Here is a 19,846-nt window from a genome sequence, read left to right as displayed (position 1 = left end):
CCCCTCACCAAACGTAGGCGAGGACTTCCCCGCCCACTCCGCGCTTGCCGGCCTGACGGTCCGTCATCAGGCCCGAGGACGTCGAGATGATCGCGACGCCCAGCCCGCCCAGGACCTTCGGCAGGTTGTCCTTCTTCGCGTACACGCGCAGACCCGGCTTCGAGACGCGCTTGATGCCGGCGATCGAACGCTCGCGGGTCGGGCCGAACTTCAGCTCGATCAGGAGCTTCTTGCCGACCTCGGCGTCCTCCACGGTCCAGCCCGAGATGTAGCCCTCCTGCTGGAGGATCTCGGCGATGTGCGCCTTGATCTTCGAGTACGGCATCGCCACGGAGTCGTGGTACGCCGAATTCGCGTTGCGCAGACGCGTCAGCATGTCTGCGATCGGGTCGGTCATCGTCATGGCCTACTGGCCCTCCCTCGCCACGGTTTCCTCGGGTTGATGCGGCCCGTGGACCTTTGGCGCGGTCGTGGGCGCCTTCTCAGGCGCCCGGTTGGTCATTACAGGCCGGCTCCCGCCGTCCCCGGAGCGCGCTCCGGGGACGCGGTCACCAGCTGGACTTCGTGATGCCAGGCAGCTCGCCGCGGTGGGCCATCTCCCGGAAGCAGACTCGGCACAGGCCGAACTTCCGGTAGACGGAGCGCGGACGCCCGCAGCGCGAGCACCGAGTGTAGGAGCGCACGCCGAACTTCGGCTTCCGCCCCGCCTTGGCGATCAGCGACTTCTTCGCCATGCTCAGTTCTCCTTGAAGGGGAAGCCCAGGAGCTTGAGCAGCGCCCGGCCCTCGTCGTCGGTCTTCGCGGACGTCACGACCGTGATGTCCATGCCCCGCGAGCGGTCGATCTTGTCGGGGTCGACCTCGTGGAACATGACCTGCTCGGTCAGCCCGAAGGTGTAGTTGCCGTTGCCGTCGAACTGCTTCGGCGACAGCCCGCGGAAGTCACGGATACGGGGCAGCGCCGTGGCGAGCAGGCGGTCCAGGAACTCCCACATCCGGTCGCCGCGCAGCGTGGCGTGCGCGCCGATCGGCATGCCCTCGCGCAGCTTGAACTGCGCGATGGACTTGCGGGCCCGGTTCACCGCGGGCTTCTGCCCGGTGATCGCCGCCAGGTCGCGGATCGCGCCCTCGATCAGCTTGGCGTCCTTGGCCGCGTCGCCGACCCCCATGTTGACCACGATCTTGGTCAGCGAGGGGACCTGCATGACGTTGGCGTAGCCGAACTGCTCGCGCATCTGGCCCGCGATCTCCTCGCGGTAGCGCACCTTCAGCCTCGGCGTCGGCACGGGACGCTCGGTAACGGTCTCGGTCATCGGTCTCAGATCTCCTTACCGCTACGGCGCGAGATCCGGACCTTCGTGCCGTCGTCGTTGGTGCGGTAACCGACCCGGGCCGGCTTGCCGTCCTCGACGATCGCGACGTTGCTGACGTGCAGCGGCGCCTCGACCGTGACGCGACCGCTCTCCTTGCCGGCACGCTGCTGGTCGGCCTTGATGTTCTTGGTGATGAGGTTGACGCCCTCGACGACGACGCGCTCCTCGCGCGGGATGACGCGCAGGACCTTGCCCGTCGCGCCCTTGTCCTTGCCGGCGATGACGATGACCTCGTCGCCCTTACGGATCTTCATCAGAGCACCTCCGGCGCGAGCGAGATGATGCGCATGAACTTCTTCTCGCGCAGTTCGCGGCCCACCGGGCCGAAGATACGGGTGCCGCGGGGGTCGCCGCCGTCCTTGATGAGGACGGCGGCGTTCTCGTCGAAGCGGATGTAGGAGCCGTCCGGGCGCCGGCGCTCCTTGCGGGTGCGCACGACGACCGCCTTGACGACGTCACCCTTCTTCACGCCGGCGCCGGGAAGGGCGTCCTTCACCGTCGCGACGATGATGTCGCCGACTCCCGCGTAGCGCCGACCCGAGCCGCCGAGAACGCGGATGCAAAGGATCTCCTTCGCACCCGTGTTGTCGGCGACCTTGAGTCGCGACTCCTGCTGGATCACGTCTAACTCCTGTTCGTCACACCGGTTCTCGGCGCCCCCTTCGCGGGCGCCGAGCCTGGTGGAACCAGACTGTGGTCAATAGCGGGACGGGGTCCCGCGGGCCTGCGGCCCTACTTGGCCTTCTCGAGGATCTCCACCACGCGCCACCGCTTGGTGGCCGACAGCGGGCGGGTCTCCATGAGACGGACGCGGTCGCCGACGCCGCACTCGTTGGCCTCGTCGTGCGCCTTGTAGTTCTTCGTGCGGCGGATCACCTTGTGGTACTTGGGGTGCTTCACACGGTCCTCGACGGACACGACCACGGTCTTGTCCATCTTGTCGCTGACCACGAGACCCTCAAGGATCTTGCGGCTGCTCCGCTGCTCGGTCGTCTGCTCGGTCATTCGTTGCCCTCCGCGGCGTCCTCGACCGTCACGATGCCGAGCTCGCGCTCCCGCATCACGGTGTAGATGCGGGCGATCTCGCGCTTGACGGTGCGCAGCCGCCCGTGGCTCTCAAGCTGGCCGGTGGCGGCCTGGAAGCGGAGGTTGAACAGCTCCTCCTTGGCCTCCTTGAGCTTGGTGACCAGGACGTCCTCGGGCTCGGTCCGCAGCTCGTCGGCGGTAAGACCCTTGGCCATCAGGACTCACCCACCTCTCGCTTCACGATCTTGCACTTCATGGGGAGCTTGTGGATCGCGCGGGTGAGCGCCTCCCGGGCGACGTCCTCGTTCGGGTAGGAGATCTCGAACAGGACGCGACCCGGCTTGACGTTGGCCACCCACCACTCCACGGAGCCCTTGCCGGAGCCCATGCGGGTCTCGGCGGGCTTCTTGGTCAGCGGACGGTCCGGGAAGATGTTGATCCAGACCTTGCCGCCGCGCTTGATGTGGCGGGTCATGGCGATACGCGCGGCCTCGATCTGCCGGTTGGTCACGTACGCGCTCTCGACGGCCTGGATGCCGTACTCGCCGAACGTCACCCTCGTGCCGCCCTTGGCCATGCCGCGGCGCTTCGGGTGGTGCTGCTTGCGGTGCTTGACCTTGCGAGGGATCAGCATCGGTTACTCAGCTCCCCTCACCCTGCGGAGCAGCCTCGGCGGTCGGCGCCGGCTGCTCGGAACCCTGCTGCTGCTTCTGCTCGCCGCCACGGCCGCCGCCGCCACCGGCACCGCCGGCACCGCCGCGTCCGCCACGGCCGCCACGGCCGCCGCCGCGACGCTCACCGCGGCGCTCGCGGCCACCGCCGCCGCCCGCGGCGCGCTGCTGCGCGGCCTGCTGCTCGCGCTCGGCGCGCGTCTGCGCGGCCTCGCCCTTGTAGATCCACACCTTGACGCCGATGCGGCCGAACGTCGTCCGGGCCTCGTAGAACCCGTAGTCGATGTCGGCGCGCAGCGTGTGCAGCGGGACCTGGCCCTCGCGGTAGAACTCCGACCGCGACATCTCGGCGCCGCCGAGACGGCCGCCGCACTGGACCTTGATGCCCTTGGCGCCGGACTTCATCGCGGACTGGATCGCCTTGCGCATGGCGCGGCGGAACGCGACGCGGCTGGACAGCTGCTCGGCCACGCCCTGCGCGACGAGCTGCGCGTCGATCTCGGGGTTCTTGACCTCGAGGATGTTCAGCCGGACCTGCTTGCCGGTCAGCTTCTCCAGGTCGCCGCGCAGGCGCTCGGCCTCCGCGCCGCGGCGGCCGATGACGATGCCCGGCCGGGCGGTGTGGATGTTGACCTCGACGCGGTCACGGGTCCGCTCGATCTCCACCTTGGAGATGCCCGCCCGGTCCATGCCCTTCTGCAGCATGCGCCGGATCTGGACGTCTTCCTTGACGTAGTCCTTGTAGAGCTTGTCGGCGAACCACACGGACTTGTGGTCGGTGGTGATGCCGAGCCGGAACCCGTGCGGGTTGATCTTCTGACCCACTACCGGGCCCTCCTCGTCTTCTTACCGCCGCCGGACGCGGCCACAGCGTCGTCTCGCGACTCCACGACCACGGTGATGTGGCTCGTGCGCTTGTTGATGCGGTAAGCCCGGCCCTGGGCGCGGGGGCGGAAACGCTTGAGCGTCGGCCCCTCGTCCACCCACGCGCGACTGACGACGAGCGTCCCCGAGTCGAGCTTGAAGTTGTGCTCGGCGTTGGCGATGGCACTCGCCAGCACCTTGCCCACAGGCTCACTCGCTGCCTGGGGGGCGAACCGCAGCACCGCCTGAGCCTCCGCGGCAGGCAGGCCGCGGATGAGGTCCACCACGCGGCGGGCCTTCCTGGGCGTGACGCGGATGAACCGCGCCTGGGCCCTGGCTTCCATCGCTGTTCCCTCTCTCCTACGTGCTAACTGCTCTGCCTGCTCAGCCTCGGCGGCTGCGGCGGTCTTCCTTGACGTGGCTGCGGAACGTCCGCGTCGGCGCGAACTCGCCGAGCTTGTGTCCCACCATCGAGTCGGTGATGAACACCGGGACGTGCTTGCGGCCGTCGTGCACGGCGATCGTGTGACCGATCATGTCCGGCACGATCATGGAGCGCCGCGACCACGTCTTGATGACGTTCTTGGTGCCCTTCTCGTTCTGCACGTCCACCTTCTTGATCAGGTGGTCGTCCACGAACGGGCCCTTCTTCAGGCTACGTGGCATGACGAGCGACTCCTACCGCTTCTTCTTGCTGCGACGACGGACGATCAGCCGGTCGCTCGACTTGTTCGCCTGGCGAGTGCGGCCTTCCTTCTTACCGGCCGGGTTCACCGGGTGCCGGCCACCGGAGGTCTTGCCCTCACCACCACCGTGCGGGTGGTCGATCGGGTTCATGGCCACGCCGCGGACGGTCGGGCGCTTGCCCTTCCACCGCATGCGGCCGGCCTTGCCCCAGTTGATGTTCGACTGCTCGGCGTTGCCGACCTCGCCGACCGTCGCGCGGCAGCGCACGTCCACCATCCGCATCTCGCCGGAGGGCATGCGCAGCGTGGCGTACTTGCCCTCCTTGGCCAGCAGCTGGACGCCGGCGCCCGCACTGCGGGCGATCTTGGCGCCGCCGCCGGGGCGAAGCTCGATGGCGTGCACGACCGTACCGGTCGGGATGTTGCGCAGCGGAAGGCAGTTGCCCGGCTTGATGTCCGCGCCCGGCCCGTTCTCCACCCGGTCGTTCTGGCGCAGGCCGCGCGGGGCGAGGATGTAGCGCTTCTCGCCGTCCGCGTAGTGCAGCAGCGCGATCCGCGCGGTGCGGTTCGGGTCGTACTCGATGTGCGCGACCTTGGCCGGGACGCCGTCCTTGTCGTGCCGGCGGAAGTCGATCACGCGGTACGCGCGCTTGTGACCGCCGCCCTGGTGCCGGGTCGTGATGCGGCCGTGGTTGTTGCGGCCGCCCTTCTTGGGGAGCGGACGCAGCAGCGACTTCTCCGGCTCGCGGCGCGTGACCTCGACGAAGTCGGCCACGCTGGAGCCGCGACGACCGGGAGTCGTCGGCTTGTAATTACGGATGCCCATCTTTTTCGTTCATCCCTTGTCTGTCTTCGGGACGGACCGGCCTGCTTAGGCCGGACCGCCGAAGATGTCGATCCGCTCGCCCTCGGCCAGGCTGACGATGGCGCGCTTGGTGTCCTTGCGCTTGCCGTAGCCGAACCGCGTGCGCTTGCGCTTGCCCTGCCGGTTGATCGTGTTCACGTTCGTCACCTTGACACCGAACACCGACTCGACGGCCTGCTTGATCTGCGTCTTGTTGGCGTCCGGGCGGACGACGAAGGTGTACTTGTTCTCGTCCAGCAGCCCGTAGCTCTTCTCCGAGACGACCGGCGCGATGATGATGTCGCGGGGGTCAGCGATCTTGTTCATGTGCGACCCTCCTCACTTCTTCTTCGCGCGCGAGACGAACTCGTCGTACGCCGCCTTCGTGAAGACGACGTCGTCGTTCACCAGCACGTCATACGTGTTGAGCTGGTCGGAGACGATCACGTGCACGCTCGGCTCGTTGCGCAGGCTCTTCCAGGTCACGTCGTCCTCGCGGTCCAGGACCAGCAGGACGCGCTTGGCCCCGGTGACGTCGCGCAGCGCCTTCAGCGCCGTCTTCGTCTTCGGGGTGTCGCCCTCGATGAGGTTGTCGACCACGTGCACCCGGCCGAACCGGGCGCGGTCGGACAGCGCGCCGCGCAGCGCGGCGGCCTTCATCTTCTTGGGCGTCCGCTGCGAGTAGTCCCGCGGCTGCGGGCCGTGCACGACGCCGCCGCCGGCGAACTGGGGCGCGCGGGTCGAACCCTGGCGGGCGCGACCGGTGCCCTTCTGCCGGTACGGCTTCTTGCCACCGCCGGAGACCTCGCCCCGGGTCTTGGTGGCGTGCGTGCCCTGGCGCGCCGCGGCCAGCTGCGCCACCACGACCTGGTGGATCAGCGGCACGCTGGTCTTCGCGTCGAAGACCTCGGCGGGCAGGTCGATGTCGAGCTTCGAAGTCACTTGCCCGCTCCCTTCACTGCGTCGCGGACCAGCACCACGCCGCCGTTGGGACCGGGAACCGCGCCCTTGATGAGCAGCAGGTTCTTCTCCGCGTCGATGGCGTGGACGGTCAGGTTCTGCACGGTGGTACGGGCGTTGCCGTGCCGTCCCGCCATGCGGAGGCCCTTGAAGACGCGACCCGGGGTCGCGCAGCCGCCGATCGAACCCGGCGAGCGGTGCTTGCGCTGGGTGCCGTGCGAGGCGCCGAGGCCCTTGAAGCCGTGGCGCTTCATGACACCGGCGGTGCCCTTGCCCTTGCTCGTGCCGGTAACGTCGATCTTCTGGCCGGCCTCGAAGACGCTGGCGGTGATCTCCTGGCCGAGTTCGAACTCGGTGGTGTCGTCTGCCCGCAGTTCGACGAGGTAGCGGCGCGGCGTGACGCCGGCCTTCTCGAAGTGACCCGTGCTCGGCTTGTTCACCTTGCGCGGGTCGATCTGCCCGAACCCGATCTGAACGGCGGTGTAGCCGTCCTTCTCCTGGCTCTTGAGCTGGGTGACGACACACGGCCCGGCCTGGACGACGGTCACCGGAACGATCCGGCCCTCATCGTCGAAGACCTGGGTCATGCCGAGCTTCTCGCCCAGGACGCCCTTCCTCTGCGTACTCATCTCTCGGTGCGTCCCTTAGAGCTTGATCTCGATGTCAACGCCGGCCGGAAGGTCGAGTCGCATCAGCGAGTCGACCGTCTTGGGCGTCGGGTCGATGATGTCGATCAACCGCTTGTGCGTGCGCATCTCGAAGTGCTCGCGGCTGTCCTTGTACTTGTGCGGCGAACGGATGACGCAGTACACGTTCTTCTCGGTCGGCAGCGGCACCGGGCCCGCGACCTTGGCGCCCGTCCGCGTCACCGTCTCAACGATCTTCTTCGCGGAGGTGTCGATGACCTCGTGGTCGTAGGCCTTGAGCCGGATGCGGATCTTCTGTCCCGCCATGGTGGCCTCGGTGTCCTTTGCTGTAGTGCCGCTGGTTACTTCACTGGTCGTGACGCGGCGGCCCGGCAGTGTCTGCTTCCGGGGGGCGACCCCCGGACCCCCGCCAAAGCAGGGAGCCCGACGACCGGGCCGCCGCGTGACGAGAGGTGTTACTTGATGACCTTGGTGACGCGACCGGCGCCGACCGTCCGGCCACCCTCACGGATGGCGAACTTCAGGCCCTCCTCCATGGCGACGGGCTGGATCAGATCGACGCGCATTTCGGTGTTGTCGCCCGGCATGACCATCTCGGTGCCCTCGGGGAGGTTCACCACGCCGGTGACGTCCGTGGTCCGGAAGTAGAACTGCGGACGGTAGTTGTTGAAGAACGGCGTGTGGCGGCCGCCCTCGTCCTTGGACAGGATGTAGACCTGCGCCTCGAACTCGGTGTGCGGGGTGTTCGTGCCCGGCTTGATGACGCACTGGCCGCGCTCGACGTCCTCGCGCTTGATGCCGCGCAGGAGCAGGCCGACGTTGTCGCCCGCCTGGCCCTGGTCGAGCAGCTTGCGGAACATCTCGACACCGGTGACGGTGGTCGAGGTGGACTCCGGCTTGATGCCGATGATGTCGACGGTCTCGTTGACGTTGACGACACCGCGCTCGATGCGGCCGGTCACGACGGTGCCGCGGCCGGTGATCGAGAAGACGTCCTCGATCGGCATCAGGAACGGCTTCTCGGTGTCACGCACCGGCTCCGGCACGTTCTCGTCGACCGCGTCCATCAGCTCGACGATCGAGGCGGACCACTTCTCGTCGCCCTGCAGCGCCTGGAAGGCGGAGACGCGCACGACCGGGACGTCGTCGCCCGGGAACTCGTACTCCGACAGCAGCTCGCGGACCTCGAGCTCGACGAGCTCCAGGATCTCCTCGTCGTCCACCATGTCGCACTTGTTCAGGGCGACGACGATGTAGGGGACGCCGACCTGGCGGGCCAGGAGCACGTGCTCCTTGGTCTGCGGCATCGGGCCGTCGGTCGCGGCGACCACGAGGATGGCGCCGTCCATCTGCGCCGCACCGGTGATCATGTTCTTGATGTAGTCCGCGTGACCCGGGCAGTCCACGTGCGCGTAGTGCCGCGCCTCGGTCTGGTACTCGACGTGCGCGATCGAGATCGTGATGCCGCGCTCGCGCTCCTCCGGCGCCTTGTCGATGTCCTCGAACGGCGTGAAGGGGTTGAGGTCCGGGTACTTGTCGTGGAGCACCTTGGTGATCGCCGCGGTAAGCGTGGTCTTACCGTGGTCGATGTGTCCAATGGTGCCGATGTTCACGTGCGGCTTCGTCCGCTCGAACTTGGCCTTCGCCACTGGTTGCTCCTTGTTGCGATCCTCGGCCGCCTAGACGACCGCTTCGTTTACGTCTTGGTGATCTGTGGGCAGGCCCGGGTGCTTACTCGCCCCGCGCCTTGGCGATGATCTCCTGCGCGACGTTCCCGGGAACCTCGGCGTAGGAGTCGAACTGCATGGTGAAGACAGCCCGGCCCTGGGTCTTGCTGCGCAGATCACCCACGTAGCCGAACATCTCGGACAGAGGCACGAGCGCCTTGATGACGCGCATGCCGTGCCGCTCGTCCATGGACTGGACCTGACCTCGACGGCTGTTGAGGTCGCCGATCACATCGCCCATGTTGTCCTCGGGCGTGGTGACCTCGACGGACATCATCGGCTCCAGCAGCGTGGGGGACGCCTTGCGGGCGGCCTCCTTGAACGCCATGGAACCGGCGACCTTGAACGCCATCTCCGAGGAGTCGACCTCGTGGTAGGCGCCGTCCCGCAGGGTGACCTTGACGCCCACCATCGGGTAGCCGGCGAGGACCCCGAACTCCGCGGCCTCCTGGCAGCCCGTGTCGACCGACGGGATGTACTCCCGCGGGATGCGGCCGCCGGTGACCTTGTTCTCGAACTCGTAACCGTCGGACCCGCCGCCGAGCGGCTCCAGGTCGATGATCACGCGGCCGAACTGGCCGGAGCCACCCGTCTGCTTCTTGTGGGTGTACTCGACCTTCTCGACCTTGCGAGTGATCGTCTCGCGGTAGGCGACCTGCGGCTTGCCGACGTTGGCGTCGACCTTGAACTCCCGCTTCATCCGGTCGACGAGGATCTCCAGGTGGAGCTCGCCCATGCCCGAGATGACGGTCTGGCCGGTGTCCTCCTCCGTCCGGACCTGGAAGGAGGGGTCCTCCTCGGCCAGCCGCTGGATCGCGGTGCCCAGCTTCTGCTGGTCGGCCTTGGTCTTCGGCTCGATCGCGACGTGGATGACCGGCGCCGGGAAGTTCATCGACTCCAGCACGATCGGGTTCTTGTCGTCCGACAGCGTCTCGCCGGTGGTGGTCTGCTTGAGACCCATCACCGCGACGATGTCGCCGGCGCCCGCGCGCTCGATCTCGGTGCGCTTGTTGGCGTGCATCCGGTAGATCTTGCCGATGCGCTCCTTGCGCTCCTTGACGGAGTTCATCACGTTCGCGCCGGACTCCAGCACGCCGGAGTAGACGCGCACGAAGGTGAGCTTGCCCAGGTGCGGGTCGCTCGCGATCTTGAACGCCAGCGCGGAGAACGGCTCGTCCTCGCTCGGCTTGCGGACGAGGACCTTCTCCTCGTCGCGGACGGCGTGGCCCTCGATGGCCTCCACGTCCAGCGGCGAGGGCAGGTAGCGGACGATCGCGTCCAGCAGCGGCTGCACGCCCTTGTTCTTGAAGGCCGTGCCGCAGGTCACCGGGGTGAGCTTCGCGGCGATCGTCGCGCGCCGGATGCCGTCGTGCAGCTGCTCCACGGTGGGCTCGTTGCCCTCCAGGTACAGCTCCATGATCTCGTCGTCGTTCTCCGCGAGGGTCTCGACGAGCTTGTCGTGCCACTCGCGGGCCGTCTCGGCGTGCGACTCGGGGATGTCGATCGTGTCGTACATCTCGCCGAGCTTGGCCTCCTCGTTCCACACGAGGGCCTTCATCCGGACGAGGTCGACGACGCCCTTGAAGTCGGACTCGGCGCCGATCGGCAGCTGCAGCACCAGCGGCGTCGCGCTCAGCCGGTTCTCGATCATGTCGACGCAGCGGTGGAACTCCGCGCCGACCCGGTCGAGCTTGTTGACGAAGCACATGCGCGGCACGCCGTACCGGTCGGCCTGGCGCCACACCGTCTCGGACTGGGGCTCCACGCCGGCGACCCCGTCGAACACCGCGACCGCGCCGTCGAGCACCCGCAGGTTGCGCTCCACCTCGATGGTGAAGTCGACGTGGCCGGGGGTGTCGATGATGTTGATCGTGTGCTTGACGTCGTCGACGGGCCACTCGCAGGTGGTGGCGGCGGAGGTGATGGTGATCCCCCGCTCCTGCTCCTGCTCCATCCAGTCCATGGTGGCGGCGCCGTCGTGCACTTCACCGATCTTGTAGCTCATCCCCGTGTAGTACAGGATGCGCTCGGTCGTGGTGGTCTTGCCCGCGTCGATATGGGCCATGATCCCGATGTTGCGGACCTTGGCCAGGTCTACACCGGTTTTGGTAGCCACTGCCGTCCTCGCGTCGTCTCTCGTCGTTGCAGATCCGCCGGGATTACCAGCGGTAGTGGGCGAAGGCCTTGTTGGACTCCGCCATCTTGTGCGTGTCCTCGCGCTTCTTGACAGACGCGCCGAGACCGTTGCTCGCGTCGAGCAGCTCGTTCATCAGCCGCTCCATCATCGTCTTCTCACGCCGCTGCCGGGCGTAGAGCACCAGCCAGCGCAGCGCGAGGGTGGTGCTGCGAGCCGGCCGGACCTCGACGGGGACCTGGTAGGTCGCGCCACCGACGCGGCGGCTGCGCACCTCCAGGGTGGGCTTGACGTTGTCGAGCGCGCGCTTGAGCGTGACGACCGGGTCGTTGCCGGTCTTCTCGCGGGCGCCCTCCAGGGCGTCGTACACGATGCTCTGCGCGATGGAGCGCTTGCCGTCCAGCAGAACCTTGTTGATGAGCGCGGTGACCAGCGGCGAGTTGTACACCGGGTCAGCGATCAGCTGGCGCTTGCCAGCGGGGCCCTTGCGCGGCATCAGCTCTTCTCCTTCTTCGCGCCGTAGTGGCTGCGCCCTTGCTTGCGGTTCCGGACGCCCTGGGTGTCGAGGGAGCCGCGAATGATCTTGTACCGAACGCCGGGGAGGTCCTTCACACGGCCGCCGCGCACGAGCACGATCGAGTGCTCCTGCAGGTTGTGGCCGACGCCGGGGATGTAGGCCGTGACCTCGATCCCGCTGGTCAGCCGGACACGGGCGACCTTCCGGAGCGCGGAGTTCGGCTTCTTTGGCGTCGTGGTGTAGACGCGCGTGCAGACGCCCCGGCGCTGGGGGCTGCCCTTGAGCGCGGGCGTCTTGTTCTTGGTCACCTTGTCCTGGCGGCCCTTGCGGACCAGCTGCTGGATCGTGGGCACCGCGTCTCCGTCTTCCTCGTACCGAGCCGGTAAGTCCTATTGCTGCAATCACCACCTCAGGTGAGGCTGTGACCTGCCGGTTTCCCGACCTCTCCGACCCACGCGGTCGGGCGTGTCGCCGCCCCACGGAAATACAACCGCGCGAAACCGACACAGACCGCCCGGCCCTAACTGGGCCGAATCAAGCCGGGGAGTAGATGCGGCACGCTGGGGCCGGCCAACCGGCCTCGCCGACGCGCACGCATAGCGGCCCGCACACAGCGGGCACAAGTGAAGAGGTTACCGACCACTCAGCCAAAGTGCAAAGCGAGGGGGCTGTGCCTACTGCGCCTCTCTCCTCCTTCGGGCCTGGCGGCCCTCCATCGTCGAGAAACGCGGGCGATCGCTGGCATCGCTCCGTCTCGCCTTGCGGCTCGCTGCGCGATCAGGTTCTCGCAAGCTCGAATCTGGCTTCGCACGCGATCGCGGGGCCCGGGTCGTCGACGGCCGGGGTCGCCTCTGCTGCATTGTTACCCACGTTCCCGTGTTTGGGAAAGTCGTGGAGCAGTTTTTGCGTCCCCGGCCGTCTCGCGTTCTGGGAGTTTCGCGTCCTACAGGACGAAGGCGACCACCAGGACGACGAGGATCACCACGACCGCGACGCCGCCGCCGACCAGCAGGAGCGTGTTCTTGTTGCCCTTGCCGCCCTCTTCGCCACCGTAGGTGGACGGCTGGCCGTACTGAGCCTGCTGCCCGTACTGCTGCTGGCCTTGCTGGCCTTGCTGCCCGTACTGCTGCTGGCCGAACTGCTGGCCCTGCTGCTGCTCGCCGCCGGGCGGGCCGTACTGCTGCTGACCGTAACCCTGCTGCTCGCCGTAGCCCTGCTGCTGGCCGTACTGGCCCTGCTGGCCGAACTGCTGTTGCTGCTGCTCGCCCTGCTGGCCGCCGTACTGCTGCTCGCCGTACTGCTGCTGACCGTAACCCTGCTGCTCGCCGCCCTGGGCGTACTGCTGCTGGCCGTAGCCCTGCTGCTGCTGCTGCGGCTGCTGCTGGCCCCACTGCTGCTGGCCGATGTCGAGCCGGGTGTGCTCGGCCATGCCGGACGAGTCGGCGGCGTGCCTGCCCTGGGAGGCGGCGGACGGGTCGAACGCCTCGGTCGGGCGCGCGTCCTCCACGTTGCCCTCGCCGGGCGGGCGGTACAGGTCGTCCACCGAGGGGCCGGTCTGCTGCGACCCGGCGCCGTAGCCGGAGTCGGGCGGCGGGACCATCATCGTCCGCTCGTGGTCGGACTGCCCCTGCTGACCGCCGGGCTGGGACGACTCCGGCGACCACGGCTCTGGCGTGGACGGCGGGGTCGGGGCCGGGGCCTGCCACGGCTCGGCCGGGGGCTCCTGCCTGCGCTCGGGGCCGGTGGCGACCGGGATGTCGGTGCCGGGCGACCAGTGCAGCGTCGCCTGGTCGTCCACCACGGGCCGCTGCGGCTGCTCCGGCGCTCCCGCCGGACCCGGGACGATCAGCGTCCGGTCGGTGCCGGACTCCTGCGGCTGCTCGGGCCGCGGCTGCTCGCCGTACTGCTGCTGGCCGTACTGCGGCCGCTGGTCCCGGGGCGCGCCGTGCATCGGCTGCTGCGGGTACCCGGACTGCTGCTGCGGAGGCTGCTGCCCGTACGGCTGCTCAGGCTGCTGCCCGTACGGGGACTGCTCCGGCTGCTGACCGTACTGCTGCTGGCCGTACTGCTGGGGCGGCTCGTACTGCGGGGGCGGCTGCTGCTCCTGCGGGGGCGGGAATCCGCCCGGCCCGGGAGGCGTGCCGTAGGGCATCTGCCCGGCGGGCGGCTGCCCGTACTGGGGCTGCTGGTCCTGCGGGGCGCCGTAGGGGGGCGGGGGCGGGGGCTGCTCGCCGAACTGCTGCATCGGCTGCTCGACCATCGTGGGGGGCGGCGGGGGCGGCGCCTGCCGCTCCTCGTCGCGGGGCTGCGCCGGCGGTGCCGGGGACTGGCCGCCCAACTGCGGAGCACCGAACACCACGGTGCGGTCACCCAGCGGCCGGGCGGGGGGCTCCTGGCCCTCCGGCGGCCTGGGGTGCCCCTCATCCTCCGGCATCGGCCGCTGCGGTCCCTGCGTGCCGTCGTTCTCGGTCATCGTCGGGCTCCTTCAGCGCCGTCGTCCCGGGGCTCCTCAGCTCCCGGAAGTCCGGAGACGCGCGGCGCATAACGCGGCCTCCGAACCTTGTCACCCATGTCCCCACCTGGCGGGCTTGCCATGCGTGGGCGTTCTCGCCACCAGCCTGCCCCGATCGCCGGTGGTATCGCAAATCACCACCCCTGATAGACGCGGGACGCCTCCGGAGCGTTCCGCCCCGGAGGCGTCCTCCGTCGGATCCGTCAGGAATGCCCGATGACCGTGTGGGGCCGGTACGGGGCCTGCATCCGCTCGATCTCCTTGTCCTCCAGCTGGAGGTCCGCGGCGGCGACCGCGTCGTCCATGTGAGTGAGCTTCGTCGCTCCCACGATCGGCGCCGTCACCCCCGGCTTGGCGAGCAGCCACGCGAGCGCCACCTGCGCCGCCGGGACGCCCCGCTCCGCCGCGACCTCGCGCACGGCGTCCACGACGTCGAAGTCCGCTTCCCCGTAGAGGCTGTCGCCGAAAGAGTCGTTCTGGGACCGGACGGTCTTGCGCTCGCCGCCCCTCTCCCTGTTGCCCGCGAGCATCCCCCGCGCGAGCGGGCTCCACGGAATGACGCCCACCCCCTGGTCGAGGCAGAGCGGAATCATCTCCCGCTCCTCCTCTCGGTAGACAAGGTTGTAGTGGTTCTGCATCGCCACGAACTTCGTCCAGCCTTGCCGGTCGGCGACGTGCTGCGCCTTGGCGAACTGCCAGGCGTACATGCTGGACGCCCCGATGTACCTGGCCTTGCCCGACTTCACCACGTCGTGCAGGGCCTCCATGGTCTCCTCGATGGGCGTCCCGTAATCCCAGCGGTGAATCTGGTACAGGTCGACGTAGTCGGCTCCGAGACGCCTGAGGGAGGCGTCGATGCCCGCCATGATGTGCTTGCGCGACAGGCCCTGGTCGTTCGGGCCGTCTCCCATGGGGAGGCACACCTTGGTCGCCAGCACGTAATCGTCCCTGCGGGAGAAGAACTTCGGCAGGAGACGTCCGGTTATCTCCTCGCTGACGCCCACGGAGTACACGTCGGCGGTGTCGAAGAACGTGACGCCGCCCTCCACGGCCCGCCGGACGATCGGCTCCGCCGCGTCCTCGTCCAAGGCCCACGGCCGCACCGCCGGGTCGCCGTAACTCATCATGCCGAGGCAGATCCGCGACACCTTCATCCCGGTCTTCCCGAGCCGCACCTGTTCCATGACCTCTCCTCTCAGGGTTCTCCGCGTTTCTCAACTTCTCCACGGTGCACCGCCACCCCGGCGACCACCAACCCCACGCCGGCGATCTCCGCCGGCGTCGGCACCTGCCGCAGCACCACGAGCCCGGTCACGGTCGCGGTCGCCGGGAGCAGCGACACCATCAGCGCGTAGGTGGCACGGCCGAGGCGCGCCATGGCGAACTGGTCGCACACGTACGGGATGACGGACGAGGAGATCCCGACGCCGATCCCCGCGACGAGCGCGACCGGATCGGCCAGCGCCGGCACGGCCTGCACGCCGCCGACGGGAAGGACGAACACGCTCGCGGCGGCCATCGCCATGGCCAGCCCGTCGATGCCCCCGGCGTCGGACCGCGCGGCCTTGTGGGCGACGACGATGTACAGCGCGAACAGTGCGGCGTTGGCGAACGCGAAGACGAACCCGAGCGGCTCTCCTCCGATCCGTACCTCCGTCAGGACGTACACGCCCCCAACGGCCGCACCGAGCGCGACGATGTTGCGTCCTGTCCTGACCCCTAGGGCGGCCAGGAGGATGACGGGCAAGAACTCGATCGCCGCCACCGTCGCCAGGGGCAATCGCGCGATCGCCATATAGAAGGACACGTTCATCGCCGCGAGCACGGCGCCCCACACCAGAACCGTCCGCCGGTTCCTGCCTCTGGACGTCCGCCATAGCCTGCGCCAGACCGCGAAGACGGCGGCGGCGCTCCAGATACGTATCCCCGCCACGCCCAGGGGCCCGACACGGGGGAACAACAGCACGGCGAACGAGGGCCCCAGGTAGTGGAAGACCGCACTTCCGACAAAGTACGACCACGGCGGAAACGACATGGTCGTATGGTCGGCCTGTCCGTAAGTTGGGGGAATGGCGAACCGCAGGGGCCGACCGGGCCGCGCCTACGAACCCAAGCCGCTCGACCCGATCGACCTACGGATCCTCACCGAGCTCCAGCGGGACGGCCGGGCGTCCATCGCCGAGCTGGGCCGCCGCGTCGGGCTGTCCGCCCCGGCCGTCGCCGAGCGCGTCCAGCGCCTGGAGGACACCGGCGTCATCACCGGCTACCACGCCACCGTCGATCCGGTCGCGCTCGGCTTCCCGATCGCCGTCCTGGTCCGGGTGAGCCCGGGCCCGCGCGAGCTGAGCCGCATCCCCAAGATCGCCGACGAGGTCCCGCAGATCGTCGAGTGCCACCGCATCACGGGCGACGACTGCTTCTACTTCATCGCGCACCTGCGCGCCGTCGAGGAACTCGAACCGATCCTCGACCGCTTCACCCCGTACGCGAAGACGACGACGTCCATCCTCCAGTCGTCCCCGGTCCCCCGCCGCCCGCTGCCCCTGCCCTGACACCCTCCTGCGGCCAGGACCCGCCACCCCCGTCCTGGAGCCGGACTCACGGCAGAGTGGCCCCTCGCGCATGCGAGGGGCCACTGGTAGGGGGCCGTCACCGAAGTGATGACGGCCTGATGGGGTTCACGGCGCGGACGTCACGCCGCCGTCGGCCACTTGCCCGACTGCTTGACGCTCACGCCCTTCACCTCGTACTTCTTGTCGTCCTCCGCGTCCGGTACGAGCACCACCTTGCACTCCCCGTCCTGCGGCGTGATGCGGGTCTCCGAACCGAAGAACTCGGTCGTGAGGCGCTTGATCTCGGCCTCGATCTCGGCGATGCCGCCGCCGCGGACGGTCGGAAGGTCGACCCGGCGTTCCACGGTGTTCCGCCGGTTGGGCCAGTCACGCCGAACGGTCACTCCCTCGACCGCGTACAGCTTCGAGTCGCTGAAATTCTCGTTCGTCAGCTTCGCGTGGTACCGGTCGGGGAACGCCAGCTCGGCGTCCGTGCCGAAGAACGCGCGCGCGTAACGTTCGATCTCCGCGTCGAGCTCGGCTGCGTTGTCGCCGGTGACGCGGGGAATCGTAAGGGCGGGTTGCGGGTAGCTCATGGGAGCTCCTATGGGCAGGGGCGACGCGGCCGTCGAGACGGCGCCGCCCGATCTTGTTTGCTTCTCGCAGTGGGGACAGTCCTCACGCCCTCCGTCCCGGCAAGCCGGAGTGCACGCCTCAGCTTCCGCGCGGTGCTCCGAGACGCCGCGGGTCGAGCGGCGAGCACCCTCCCGATGGCGGCCACCACGCCGCGGCCGACCGGTCCCGCGCGGTCCTCTCCTGATGCCCCATTGAAGCCATCGGTGTGGGGCAGGCATTCTCGATCGCCTTCGGCGGGCGTAACGTCGCCAGCGAGAGCTGGCGAGAGGAGTGTCGCCGTGGCCAGATTCGCTCCGCTGGACGGTGACGATACCCATGTGGGGTCGGGGTTCTGCCTGCTCAGCGCGGACTCTTCGCAGCTCGCCCACATCCGGCTGACCTCCTAGCCGTCCTCGAACGCGCTGTCCCGGTCCCCGACCGGGTGGCAGGCGGCCGACGAATAGTCGCAACTGGGGCATGGGGTTCGGGATAGAGGGAGTGTCAGTACTCCCCCCGGACACGGAGACCGCACTCCATGAAGAGACGCCTATGGCCATGGTGAGCCATGCCAGGGACGAGCTGGACGATTCGCGGATCGTCGCCGCCTCCCTCGACGACCCCGAAGCCTTCGGCGAGCTGTTCCGCAGGCACGCGCCGCGGCTGCACGCCTACGTCAAGCGGCGCCTCGGCGGTTCTCTCGCCGACGACGTGGTCGCGGAGGCGTTCGCGACCGCTTTCCGGCGGCGCGACAGGTTCGACGGACGCGCCGAGTTCGGCGCCTGGTTGTGGGGCATCGCCAGCAACCTGATCGCCAAGCACCACCGCCAGGAGACCCGCATGTACCGGGCGTTCGCCCGCACCGGCACCGACCCCGCCGAGGACGGGGTCGCCGACAGGGCCAGCGAGCGCGCCTCCGCCGCGGCGTGCGGTCCCGGTCTGGCGCGGGCGCTGGCCTCGCTGGGCGCGCAGGACCGCAACGCCGTCCTGCTGCTGGCGTGGGGCGAGATGTCCTACGCCGAGATCGCGGAGACGCTCGGCCTGCCGGTCGGCACCGTCAAGGCCAAGATCCACAGAAGCCGGGCCAAGCTACGCAAGGCCCTCTCCGAGGAGTGAAGCATGGACGACATCGAAGCCCTGCGGCAGATGCGCACGGGGCTCGCCGTGGAGGAGCCTCCGGAGCGGCTCGCCCAGCGCATCGACTGGCGGGACGGCGGCGGAGCGCGTCCCCGGCCCCGCCCCCGCCATCCGGGCCGTATGCGGATCCAGTTGCTGAGCGTGGCCGCCACGGCCGCGGTCGCCGCCGGGACCGTGGCCGTCTTGGTCTCCACGGGGGACGGCGACCCGGCCGGCAAGCCCCGCGCGGAGAACACCGTCCCCCTGAACGGGAACGTGCTCCTGGTGGCCGCGGCCAATGCCGCGAAGGCGCCGGCGGGGAAGTACTGGCACATCAAGACCGTCATGGGCGAGATCTACGCGGTCGGCAAGAGCGCCGAGAACCACTACAAGGTCGATTCGAGGCAGGCGATCGAGACGTGGACGGACCGGACCGGTCTGAGCCGCGGCACCCACTTCGACCTCCAGGGTCTCCCCGTCACCCCGCAGGACAAGCAGAAGTGGCAGGCGGCGGGGTCGCCGTCCTGGGTCCACGCCCCGAATCCCGAAGGGGGAGGCGGACAGGTGAACCTGGACATGTCCCCGAAGACGGGCAGGGGAGCCCCGTGGCCGCCGTACGTCGAACGGTTCTACGGCATGACACCGGGACAGATCGCCGCGCTGCCCACGGAACCGGAGGCGCTGAAGAAGGTCCTGCTGGGCCTCAAGGGGCACTGGCACGCGGTCTCAACGGACGGTGAGAAGGAGGAGCCGATCCGCGCCTTGCGGGGGCAGGAGCGTATACGGGCTCTCAGCGATGTCGCCGGGGAACTGCTGTCCACCGAACCGGCGCCGCCCAAGGTGCGGGCGGCGGTCTTCCGGATGCTCTCCGACATGCCCGGCGTCAAGCCCGAGGGCCGGACGACGGATCCGCTCGGCCGCGTCGGAACGGTGGTGTCGCTGCCGCTGAAGACCACCACGCCCCTCGGCATGTTCACCGCCCCCAAGCAGCTCGGCACCTACCGGCGCCAGTTCATCGTCGACCCTGGCACCGGATCTCTGCTGGCCATCCGCGACCTCGTGGCGAAGCCGCCGCACGGAAGCCGGCCGCTACCTCCCGGTGACAACGGCCGGCCGCGCGCGCTGAGGGCGAAGGACATGCCCGACCGGTTCCACAAGCCCGGCGAGGTCGCCTCCTACCGGGCCTTCCAGATCACCGAGTGGACCAACGCGCAACCGCCGCGCTGACTCTCCCGGCCACGGCGAAGGGGCCCGCTCCCCCGGAGCGGGCCCCTTTCGCAAGCAGCGTCCTACGCGAAGGCGGAGCACTCCACCGTGGCGCGGCGTTCGGTCATGCCCTGCTGGACCGACGAGGTCACGCACGCGCGCTGCTTGTCGTTCAGCTTGGGCTGGCCGCACTCCTTGACGCTGGAGTAGGTGCGGCAGTCCTGGCGCGCGGGCTGCTCGCCGGGGTCGGACGCCTGGGCGGCGGCCGCGCCGCCCACTCCGCCGATCCCGACCACGGCGGCGATCAGTGCCCCGGTCATGACCCTCTTCATCTGCTCTCTCCCCCGTCGCGTACGTCGAGCAACGACCGCCATCATCCCCGCCGCCGAAAACGCCAAAA

General features: G+C 68.9%; 28 protein-coding genes. 3 read left to right on the top strand and 25 right to left on the bottom strand.

Annotated elements, in window-relative coordinates; all coding sequences use genetic code 11:
- Nucleotides 1-4: 4 nt before the first annotated feature.
- The 23 genes from rpsH to AB0C84_RS12780 form a co-directional block, all read right to left on the bottom strand.
- Nucleotides 5-403: a 30S ribosomal protein S8 gene (rpsH, locus tag AB0C84_RS12890; RefSeq protein ID WP_089314938.1), complete on the bottom strand. Its 399-nt coding sequence runs from the start codon at nt 401-403 to the stop codon at nt 5-7.
- Between the two features lie 145 nt (nt 404-548).
- Nucleotides 549-734 (bottom strand): type Z 30S ribosomal protein S14, encoded by a 186-nt coding sequence (locus AB0C84_RS12885; RefSeq protein WP_141580646.1) that lies wholly within the window; start codon nt 732-734, stop codon nt 549-551.
- Nucleotides 735-736: 2 nt separating this feature from the next.
- Nucleotides 737-1,312, bottom strand: a complete 576-nt coding sequence (gene rplE / locus AB0C84_RS12880) for a 50S ribosomal protein L5 (RefSeq protein ID WP_179845948.1) — start codon at nt 1,310-1,312, stop codon at nt 737-739.
- Between the two features lie 5 nt (nt 1,313-1,317).
- Complete coding sequence (gene rplX, locus AB0C84_RS12875) at nt 1,318-1,626, bottom strand: 50S ribosomal protein L24 (RefSeq protein ID WP_141580642.1); 309 nt, start codon at nt 1,624-1,626, stop codon at nt 1,318-1,320.
- Entirely contained in the window at nt 1,626-1,994 is a 369-nt protein-coding gene (gene rplN / locus AB0C84_RS12870; protein ID WP_021596728.1) for a 50S ribosomal protein L14, read from the bottom strand. The genes rplX and rplN overlap by 1 nt, the downstream gene beginning before the upstream one ends.
- Before the next feature lie 110 nt (nt 1,995-2,104).
- Entirely contained in the window at nt 2,105-2,377 is a 273-nt protein-coding gene (gene rpsQ, locus AB0C84_RS12865; RefSeq protein ID WP_179845947.1) for a 30S ribosomal protein S17, read from the bottom strand.
- Nucleotides 2,374-2,613, bottom strand: coding sequence for a 50S ribosomal protein L29 (gene rpmC, locus AB0C84_RS12860; RefSeq protein WP_149258921.1), 240 nt, complete (start codon nt 2,611-2,613; stop codon nt 2,374-2,376). Before rpmC ends, rpsQ begins: the two co-directional genes overlap by 4 nt.
- The gene (gene rplP / locus AB0C84_RS12855) at nt 2,613-3,032 is read right to left on the bottom strand and encodes a 50S ribosomal protein L16 (protein ID WP_179845946.1); all 420 of its coding nucleotides are present in this window, start codon (nt 3,030-3,032) and stop codon (nt 2,613-2,615) included. Before rplP ends, rpmC begins: the two co-directional genes overlap by 1 nt.
- Nucleotides 3,033-3,039: 7 nt before the next feature.
- Nucleotides 3,040-3,894, bottom strand: a complete 855-nt coding sequence (rpsC, locus tag AB0C84_RS12850) for a 30S ribosomal protein S3 (protein ID WP_179837682.1) — start codon at nt 3,892-3,894, stop codon at nt 3,040-3,042.
- Complete coding sequence (gene rplV, locus AB0C84_RS12845) at nt 3,894-4,277, bottom strand: 50S ribosomal protein L22 (RefSeq protein ID WP_179845945.1); 384 nt, start codon at nt 4,275-4,277, stop codon at nt 3,894-3,896. Before rplV ends, rpsC begins: the two co-directional genes overlap by 1 nt.
- Before the next feature lie 40 nt (nt 4,278-4,317).
- Nucleotides 4,318-4,599 (bottom strand): 30S ribosomal protein S19, encoded by a 282-nt coding sequence (rpsS, locus tag AB0C84_RS12840; RefSeq protein ID WP_089314946.1) that lies wholly within the window; start codon nt 4,597-4,599, stop codon nt 4,318-4,320.
- A 12-nt stretch (nt 4,600-4,611) separates the two neighbouring features.
- On the bottom strand, nt 4,612-5,445 hold the full coding sequence (gene rplB, locus AB0C84_RS12835; RefSeq protein ID WP_141580631.1) for a 50S ribosomal protein L2: 834 nt from the start codon (nt 5,443-5,445) through the stop codon (nt 4,612-4,614).
- Nucleotides 5,446-5,490: 45 nt separating this feature from the next.
- Complete coding sequence (gene rplW, locus AB0C84_RS12830) at nt 5,491-5,790, bottom strand: 50S ribosomal protein L23 (protein WP_339155479.1); 300 nt, start codon at nt 5,788-5,790, stop codon at nt 5,491-5,493.
- A gap of 12 nt (nt 5,791-5,802) precedes the next feature.
- The gene (gene rplD / locus AB0C84_RS12825; protein WP_258944747.1) at nt 5,803-6,405 is read right to left on the bottom strand and encodes a 50S ribosomal protein L4; all 603 of its coding nucleotides are present in this window, start codon (nt 6,403-6,405) and stop codon (nt 5,803-5,805) included.
- Nucleotides 6,402-7,052, bottom strand: coding sequence for a 50S ribosomal protein L3 (gene rplC, locus AB0C84_RS12820; protein ID WP_179845942.1), 651 nt, complete (start codon nt 7,050-7,052; stop codon nt 6,402-6,404). Before rplC ends, rplD begins: the two co-directional genes overlap by 4 nt.
- A 15-nt stretch (nt 7,053-7,067) precedes the next feature.
- Nucleotides 7,068-7,376, bottom strand: coding sequence for a 30S ribosomal protein S10 (gene rpsJ / locus AB0C84_RS12815; protein WP_018657599.1), 309 nt, complete (start codon nt 7,374-7,376; stop codon nt 7,068-7,070).
- Nucleotides 7,377-7,525: 149 nt separating this feature from the next.
- Nucleotides 7,526-8,719, bottom strand: coding sequence for an elongation factor Tu (gene tuf, locus AB0C84_RS12810; protein ID WP_179837686.1), 1,194 nt, complete (start codon nt 8,717-8,719; stop codon nt 7,526-7,528).
- 82 nt (nt 8,720-8,801) lie between these two features.
- Nucleotides 8,802-10,913, bottom strand: a complete 2,112-nt coding sequence (gene fusA / locus AB0C84_RS12805; protein ID WP_179845940.1) for an elongation factor G — start codon at nt 10,911-10,913, stop codon at nt 8,802-8,804.
- Between the two features lie 43 nt (nt 10,914-10,956).
- Complete coding sequence (gene rpsG / locus AB0C84_RS12800; RefSeq protein WP_179845939.1) at nt 10,957-11,427, bottom strand: 30S ribosomal protein S7; 471 nt, start codon at nt 11,425-11,427, stop codon at nt 10,957-10,959.
- Nucleotides 11,427-11,801 carry a 30S ribosomal protein S12 gene (gene rpsL, locus AB0C84_RS12795; protein ID WP_021597495.1) on the bottom strand — a complete coding sequence of 125 codons (375 nt, stop codon included), beginning with the start codon at nt 11,799-11,801 and terminating at the stop codon, nt 11,427-11,429. Before rpsL ends, rpsG begins: the two co-directional genes overlap by 1 nt.
- Before the next feature lie 590 nt (nt 11,802-12,391).
- The gene (locus AB0C84_RS12790) at nt 12,392-13,921 is read right to left on the bottom strand and encodes a hypothetical protein (protein ID WP_361064810.1); all 1,530 of its coding nucleotides are present in this window, start codon (nt 13,919-13,921) and stop codon (nt 12,392-12,394) included.
- Nucleotides 13,922-14,163: 242 nt separating this feature from the next.
- Nucleotides 14,164-15,144: an aldo/keto reductase gene (locus AB0C84_RS12785; protein WP_361064807.1), complete on the bottom strand. Its 981-nt coding sequence runs from the start codon at nt 15,142-15,144 to the stop codon at nt 14,164-14,166.
- A gap of 11 nt (nt 15,145-15,155) precedes the next feature.
- Nucleotides 15,156-15,995, bottom strand: coding sequence for an EamA family transporter (locus AB0C84_RS12780; protein ID WP_361064804.1), 840 nt, complete (start codon nt 15,993-15,995; stop codon nt 15,156-15,158).
- A 34-nt stretch (nt 15,996-16,029) separates the two neighbouring features.
- Here AB0C84_RS12780 and AB0C84_RS12775 point away from each other — a divergent pair, with 34 nt between their 5' ends.
- Nucleotides 16,030-16,512 carry an Lrp/AsnC family transcriptional regulator gene (locus AB0C84_RS12775; RefSeq protein WP_179845935.1) on the top strand — a complete coding sequence of 161 codons (483 nt, stop codon included), beginning with the start codon at nt 16,030-16,032 and terminating at the stop codon, nt 16,510-16,512.
- A 140-nt stretch (nt 16,513-16,652) separates the two neighbouring features.
- Here the strand turns inward: AB0C84_RS12775 and AB0C84_RS12770 are convergent, their stop codons facing one another.
- Nucleotides 16,653-17,108 (bottom strand): hypothetical protein, encoded by a 456-nt coding sequence (locus tag AB0C84_RS12770; protein ID WP_361064800.1) that lies wholly within the window; start codon nt 17,106-17,108, stop codon nt 16,653-16,655.
- A 568-nt stretch (nt 17,109-17,676) separates the two neighbouring features.
- On the opposite strand from AB0C84_RS12770, the gene AB0C84_RS12765 reads away from it, so the two are divergent.
- Both AB0C84_RS12765 and AB0C84_RS12760 read left to right on the top strand, forming a co-directional pair.
- Nucleotides 17,677-18,240, top strand: a complete 564-nt coding sequence (locus AB0C84_RS12765; RefSeq protein ID WP_258944742.1) for a sigma-70 family RNA polymerase sigma factor — start codon at nt 17,677-17,679, stop codon at nt 18,238-18,240.
- Between the two features lie 3 nt (nt 18,241-18,243).
- A complete protein-coding gene (locus AB0C84_RS12760) occupies nt 18,244-19,467 on the top strand; it encodes a CU044_5270 family protein (RefSeq protein ID WP_361064797.1) in 1,224 nt (407 codons plus the stop codon).
- A gap of 62 nt (nt 19,468-19,529) precedes the next feature.
- On the opposite strand, the gene AB0C84_RS12755 is transcribed toward AB0C84_RS12760, so the two are convergent.
- A complete protein-coding gene (locus AB0C84_RS12755; RefSeq protein WP_179845932.1) occupies nt 19,530-19,778 on the bottom strand; it encodes a hypothetical protein in 249 nt (82 codons plus the stop codon).
- Nucleotides 19,779-19,846: the final 68 nt, after the last annotated feature.

The sequence above is a fragment of the Actinomadura sp. NPDC048955 genome, assembly GCF_040649435.1.
Lineage (GTDB): Bacteria > Actinomycetota > Actinomycetes > Streptosporangiales > Streptosporangiaceae > Spirillospora > Spirillospora luteofluorescens.
Note: the sequence above shows the minus strand (reverse complement) of the source record. Positions and strands in the feature narration are given on the sequence as shown.